The organism is Psychrobacter sp. AOP5-GZ1-6, from assembly GCF_052376345.1.
Taxonomy (GTDB): Bacteria; Pseudomonadota; Gammaproteobacteria; order Pseudomonadales; family Moraxellaceae; genus Psychrobacter.
Window position 1 is genome coordinate 1 of record NZ_JBQSVP010000160.1, and the last position, 6,357, is coordinate 6,357.

5 protein-coding genes and 2 pseudogenes are annotated in these 6,357 nt (G+C 41.3%); 6 read left to right on the forward strand and 1 reads right to left on the reverse strand.

Features of this window, described 5'->3' with window-relative positions; genetic code table 11:
* The first annotated feature begins 342 nt into the window (after positions 1-342).
* The 4 genes and pseudogenes from ACT3RN_RS13945 to ACT3RN_RS13960 form a co-directional block, all read left to right on the forward strand.
* Complete coding sequence (locus ACT3RN_RS13945; protein WP_442063181.1) at positions 343-888, forward strand: porin family protein; 546 nt, start codon at positions 343-345, stop codon at positions 886-888.
* Positions 889-984: 96 nt separating this feature from the next.
* The gene (locus ACT3RN_RS13950; protein WP_442063183.1) at positions 985-1,521 is read left to right on the forward strand and encodes a porin family protein; all 537 of its coding nucleotides are present in this window, start codon (positions 985-987) and stop codon (positions 1,519-1,521) included.
* 209 nt (positions 1,522-1,730) lie between these two features.
* Positions 1,731-2,306: a porin family protein gene (locus ACT3RN_RS13955; RefSeq protein ID WP_442063185.1), complete on the forward strand. Its 576-nt coding sequence runs from the start codon at positions 1,731-1,733 to the stop codon at positions 2,304-2,306.
* 123 nt (positions 2,307-2,429) lie between these two features.
* Positions 2,430-2,675 (forward strand): annotated as a pseudogene (locus ACT3RN_RS13960) (SPFH domain-containing protein); the annotation flags it as partial.
* Positions 2,676-2,754: 79 nt separating this feature from the next.
* Here the strand turns inward: ACT3RN_RS13960 and hemN are convergent.
* A complete protein-coding gene (gene hemN, locus ACT3RN_RS13965) occupies positions 2,755-4,218 on the reverse strand; it encodes an oxygen-independent coproporphyrinogen III oxidase (protein WP_442063189.1) in 1,464 nt (487 codons plus the stop codon).
* Positions 4,219-4,789: 571 nt separating this feature from the next.
* Here hemN and ACT3RN_RS13970 point away from each other — a divergent pair.
* Together ACT3RN_RS13970 and ACT3RN_RS13975 are read left to right on the forward strand one after the other, a co-directional pair.
* Positions 4,790-5,734: pseudogene (locus ACT3RN_RS13970) on the forward strand (YifB family Mg chelatase-like AAA ATPase); the annotation flags it as partial.
* A gap of 58 nt (positions 5,735-5,792) precedes the next feature.
* Positions 5,793-6,357, forward strand: a 565-nt coding sequence (locus ACT3RN_RS13975) for a hypothetical protein (RefSeq protein ID WP_444518728.1), incomplete at its 3' end; no start/stop codon positions are given.

Genomic DNA, 6,357 nt, shown 5'->3' on the forward strand with positions numbered 1-6,357 from the left:
TCTTTTACATCAATTATGGCTACGTCTGATGCCAGCATACTTTTTAGAACACCACCATTTTTATTATTTCAGGCGTATTGACCTAGGGTTTTGAGGAGCGAATCTGTGAAATGAGTAGGGATTATTGCATAAATAGGGTGATTGTAACAAAAAGTTTCATTTTTTGGCCTTTGTAACCCGCTCAATGATGAATGCTTGCAAATCTTAACTCTCGTGCCGTTAAACACTGACAGACTGTATGAAATAGTTTGTTACTATTATATTCATCGGAAGCAAGGCGATATGACTATAGAAGTCATCACAAGTAACTTGCTTATTCTGATCGATGTTAAGGAGTTCATAATGAGAAATATACAAAAAGTATTACTTACATTAACAGCTGGTTCTTTATTGACGGTTGGTGCTCAAGCCGCTACATCTTATAGCAATGGCTATACTGGACAGCCATATGTTGGTGCTAAAGTTGGTCAGTTCGATTTAGACATTGATAACGCAGATGATCCAACCGCTTACGGAGTTTATGGTGGTTACAACTTTGATTCTACTTTTGGTGTCGAAGCAGAATATGTAGGTTCGGATGATGCTGATTATCGTAACGGTGATCTGGATGCCAAGACTTATGGTGCATACGGTACCGCTCGCTACCAATTCCCGAATACTGGTCTATATGCAAAAGGTAAGCTAGGGGTTGCAAAGACTGAAGTTGAAGGTGACTACACTAACGGTGCGGTTAGAGTATCGAACTCTACCAGTGATACGGGTATAGCAGGCGGTGTGGGTCTCGGTTATTCAGTCAACCCCGACTTTGGTGTCGAGGCTGAATACTCGGTGATGGACAGCGATGTCGATGCCAAATTATTAACAGTTGGTGCTCAATTAAAGTTCTAAGTAATTTTTCTAAACCTTTTTATTGAAGGCTTGTCTGATGAGCTTTTTCATACAGATAATATATAACCAATCAAAATGTGATTTTAAGGAAATAAAATGAAAACTCTACAAAAAACTCTAATGGCAGTAGTAGCAGGTTCTTTATTAAGCGTAGGTGCACAAGCCGCTGTATCTTATGGTAACGGCTATACTGGTCAACCATATGTCGGTGCTAAAGTCGGTCAATTTGATTTAGATACCAATAACGCTGATGACCCAACTGCCTATGGTGTTTACGCTGGTTACAACTTTGATCCTAACTTCGGTATCGAAGCAGAGTATGTCGGTTCAGACGATGCTGACTACCGTGGTGGTGATATTGATGCTAAATCTTATGGTGCTTATGGTACTTATCGTTATGCTTTCGCTGACAGCGGTGTATATGCAAAAGGTAAGGTTGGTGTGGCACGAACTGAAGTTGAAGCATCTAATACAACGCTTGGCCAGTATAATGGCGAGGATAAAGATACTAGCTTAGCTGGCGGTGTGGGTCTTGGTTATTCAGTAACCCCTGCCTTCAACGTAGAAGCGGAATACGATATGCTAGGTAGCGATACAGATCTTATGACTATTGGCGCAAACATCAAGTTCTAAATTGTTAGCAAGTAGCAGCATAAATAAAAAAACGCATCCTTCGGGGTGCGTTTTTTTGCGCGTGATAAAAATAAAACAAAAGTCATCAAAAAAGCGTGCATTAAAAATAAGGTTCTGCTAGAATCCTGCATTCAACAATAGTCCATCTAAATTTTGTGTTTTGCTATATTTATGCAGATGGCATTTTAGCCTTACCTAATAGGAAATATATGAACACTCTACAAAAAGCTTTAATCGCATTATCAGTTGGTTCTTTGGTGAGTGTAAGCGCTCAAGCTGCCGTTAATTATGCAGGTCAGCCGTATGCTGGTGTAAAAGTTGGTCAGTACAGCCCAGACGCAGATGTAGATGATGACGCAGTGTCATATGGCGTTTATGGTGGTTATAAATTTACTCCAGAGTTTGGCGTAGAGGCTGAATATTTAACCACTGGTGATACTGATTCGTTCAATGATCGTTTTGAGAAAGCTGAGTACAGTGCTGATGTATATGGCTTATATGGTACTTATGACTATACTTTTCCAAATACTGGACTTTATGCAAAAGGTCGTTTGGGTATTGCAAAAAACAAAATTGAGGCGGAATACACGGATAAACTTGATGCTAGTCAAAATGAGAGTTTGAGTCATTCTGATACGGGAGTAGCCGGTGGATTAGGTCTTGGCTATAACATTAGCTCTATGGTTTCTATTGAAGCTATGTATAATATTTATCCTCAAGTTGAGGATGAATTTGAGGATATTAGCGTAAGCGGCGTTACTTTAGGCGCTCACTTTAAGTTCTAATCAAATAAAGAATAAATAAAAAACGCATCCTTCGAGGTGCGTTTTTTTTGTGGGTTAGATTTTTATGCTTTCAATCATTTTATTAAAGGTATGAGCATCATATATTGATGATTTTTAAGAAGTCGCTTAGAAGCATCACGTCGTGATGCTGAAGCGCAGGTGGTGCTCGCGCGCGGTTCCGAAGAGTCGATTCGCCTGATTACTAGCGCGATGGGTGAAGAAGAAATGCCGGTCGTTTACTTGCTTGGTGAGCAGTATATTAAAGCGATGCGTGATTTGGCTGAGTCTGATAACTCAAAAATGGTGGTATTACCCGCTGATATTCTTAGTACCGTCAAAGGGATGGTCGGTGATAAGCTAAAGGTGTAATAGGCAGGTTTTATGGCATATAAAAAAGACCTCATTAGAGGTCTTTTTTGGTTTTCAGCAGTCATTTTAAGCAGTCGTTTTAAATAACTTTTGAAAAACGATCTGCGTGTTTTGTCTTAAGGTATTCATCGAAGACCATCGCAACGTTTCGACCCAATAAGCGTCCACGTGGCAAGACACGAATACCTGCCGCATCCATATCAATGAGTCTGTCACCCTGCATGGCACCGAGCTGCGCTATTTCATCGATAAAATAGGTAATCGCATCGATACCGAATTTTTGATTCACGTCTTTAAAGTCAACATAGTCATGACAGAGCAAATTCATAATCACGTATTCACGTAGGCGGTCTTTAATCGATGTCTTGATGACTTTTACCGCTGGCATGACCATAGGGTTGCTTCGAGCAGCATCTATACTGGCTTGGTAAGCTTGCAAGTCCGTATCGTTTTGCAATATATAACGTGTGTTCGCATTAGATATTTGACTAATAGATGACACACCAAAGCCCAATAAGTCACAATCACCCATGATAGTATAACCCTGAAAGTTACGATGTAATTTCCCCTCGCGCTGTGCGACAGCGAGTTCATCATCAGGCTTGGCGAAATGGTCAATACCGATGTATTGATAGCCCGCGTCGCTTAGCGTATTGATGGTATTGCCAAGCATTGTAAGCTTGGCTGCTGGATTGGGTAAGTCTTCATCTTTGATCTGACGTTGCGCTTTAAAGCGTTCTGGCAGATGCGCGTAGTTAAACACCGACAAACGATCTGGTGACATCTCGATGATGCGCTGTACGGTTTTGTCCAATGTATCTGGCGTTTGATGGGGCAAGCCATAAATCAGGTCGATATTAATAGAGTGAAAGCCGAGTTCGCGCGCTTCATTTAACACATTTTCAATCAATTCTGCTGAATGTACGCGATTGACGGCGATTTGTACCGTGTCATCTAAGTCTTGTACACCCAAGCTAATGCGGTTAAAGCCAAGACCACGCAGCACTTTTAGCGTATCTTCACTTAGCTCACGCGGGTCAATCTCAATAGAGTAATCACCTTCATTTTCGGGTAAAAACTCAAACTGCGTCTGTAAAAACTCCCACAGCTGAACCATTTCTTCATCACGCAAAAACGTCGGCGTACCACCGCCCAAATGTAGCTGCTTGACCAATGGTTTGCTACTGCCTTCTGGTGCCGATAATAAGCGTCGTTTGTGCTTAATCTCAGCAATTAAGTACTGCAAATAATCGCCCGAATCGCCATTTTTTTTGGTGATAATTTTATTACAAGCACAGTAGTAGCAAAGGTGACGACAAAATGGAATATGAAAATATAGTGATAGTGGTGCACGCGCTTCACGGTTTTGCAGGATTTTTGTCTCAAGGCCGTCAGCGATTGGTGAGAACTCTAATGCCGTTGGATAAGAGGTATATCGCGGCCCTGAGCGATTGTATTTATTGATAATCGCTTCATCAAAGGCAGGTAGCTGCTTGCTCGTAATGCTACCGCGCGTACTGGCATAAGGGTTGTCTGGTTGCATGACAGGTCGCGTCGTCGTCGGCTGCTCTCCAGCGCGATTGTAAGGCTGCTCGATATGGTCAGTACTGTTAGAATTGTTCTGTTCTGAATGTTCTGTCATGCGATATTCCTCATGTTGACCATAGCTATTACTGGATTTTGTCTGGCTCACCGATAGTGATCTTAATCGTTTATTTATGAGCATTTTTACAGCAATATTTATGTCTAAATAGACAGTCGCTAGTATAACAAATCCCTGTTAGTAGTGGGGTGAATAAATAGGGCGTGTCCTCACTCTGAATAGTAAATATTAAATGGATTAAAAATGGCTAAATATTTGCCAAACTGCGTCAAGTAGCTTGCTAATATCTCGATATTATCTGCACTACTTTCCTTGTTTAACTGCTATTTGTCTCATTTTTATCTCCATTTTCAAAATGAGGGCATGCCCTAGCGCTTTTAGATAAAACGTCTAGGTATCATGGGATAGTCACTGGCTCATTAAGTATAGGCACTTATGATTAAAAACACGACATTTGCGCACCTATAGATAATCCTCTATTATCGAGAGAGCCTCTTTATAGGAAATACTTATGTCGTTTGCTCAAGTTTATACCCGCTCAGTCGTCGGTCTACATGCGCCCAAAGTCATTATTGAGGTGCACTTATCGCAAGGTCTGCCTGCTTTGACCATTGTTGGTTTGCCTGAAGCTGCCGTACGTGAGAGCAAAGACAGAGTACGTTCTGCGATATTGAATTCTGGGTTTCAGTTCCCCAATCGCCGTCTAACTATTAACTTAGCACCTGCTGATTTACCCAAAGACGGTGCGCGCCTAGACTTACCAATTGCGATAGGTATATTGGCAGCCAGCGACCAGCTCGATCCAGAGGTATTATCAGGGTTTGAGTTTATTGGTGAGTTGGCGTTAAACGGAAACTTGCGACAAGTAACAGGCAGTTTGGCAGTTGCACGAGCGATTAAAGCGGAAAGACTGGCTGCAACGTCATTGAGCAGTAACGAGCGACCATTAAACGAGCAGCACTCAGTAGAGACATCAGAATCAGTCAAGTTAATAGTGCCATTGGATAATGGAGCGGAAGCCAGCCGCGTCGAGGGCGTAGAGATATTAGGCGCCCAAAGTCTCAAAGCCGTCTGCGATCACTTACGGTCATTGGCTGATTCTAGCGGATTTTATCAGCCTTTGGATATCGTTACACCCAGTATCGCCCCAAAGCATGTCGGCTATCAAGTGGATTTGGCCGATGTCAAAGGACAGCACCATGCGCGGCGTGCGCTAGAGATTGCAGCAGCAGGTGGTCACTCGATACTGTTTACCGGGCCACCCGGCTCAGGTAAGACATTGATGGCATCGCGACTACCGACTATTTTGCCTGATCTCAGTGACGAAGATGCGTTAGAAGTAGCCAGTACGTATTCAGTCGCAGACAGCGATTATGATTATGGCACACGTCCTTTCAGACAGGTTCATCATACAATATCAGCCGTGGCCTTGGTCGGTGGGTGTCATTTTCCACAATCTTTGTCAAAATTCCATATAACCTGTCATAATAGATATTATCGATAGGGAGTAATAAATGAGTAATTTTGAACCGTTTAAAGGAATAGATTTAATAGCTAAGCAATCAAATATTGACATTAGTGACTTTCTCAACTTAGTTAATTATAAAAAAGGTATCAAAAATAGGTTTTTCTATAACTCTTCATATCAAGTTATTTGGTACAAAAGCTTATATAATTTAGGTGAAGGTAATGACAATAGACGAGTGGAAGTTATTTTTGTAAGTAAAACGGGCTATGAAATGAACGTGAAACTACCGCTCAGACTTATGTTCAAAATACCTATTGGTTCTGTTTGGAAAAATGGTCTTATGGTCGAGGAGTTGGACACAGACCACCATGTGTTTACATTACAAAAAGCATTAGGAGAAGAATATAGAAGACCAAATGTTGACTATATATCTTCATTCTTTGAAAAGCAGAAAAAGAAGAAAAAAGAGAAGGATGGAATAAAATACGAAGCTAAGGTGGTTTTGAGCAAAGACATTTACCCTGTTAGCGATATTGATAAAGACGCAAACACTTTAATAGTTGTTGAACAAGATGGGATTAAGTTTGTCATTCATCCTCTCACCTTTTTTC

Excerpts from the sequence above, each read along its gene's own strand:
- hemN (WP_442063189.1), bottom strand. The coding sequence starts at position 4,218 with ATGCAACCAGACAACCCTTATGCCAGTACGCGCGGTAGCATTACGAGC.
- ACT3RN_RS13955 (WP_442063185.1), top strand. The coding sequence starts at position 1,731 with ATGAACACTCTACAAAAAGCTTTAATCGCATTATCAGTTGGTTCTTTG.
- ACT3RN_RS13945 (WP_442063181.1), top strand. The coding sequence starts at position 343 with ATGAGAAATATACAAAAAGTATTACTTACATTAACAGCTGGTTCTTTA.
- ACT3RN_RS13950 (WP_442063183.1), top strand. The coding sequence starts at position 985 with ATGAAAACTCTACAAAAAACTCTAATGGCAGTAGTAGCAGGTTCTTTA.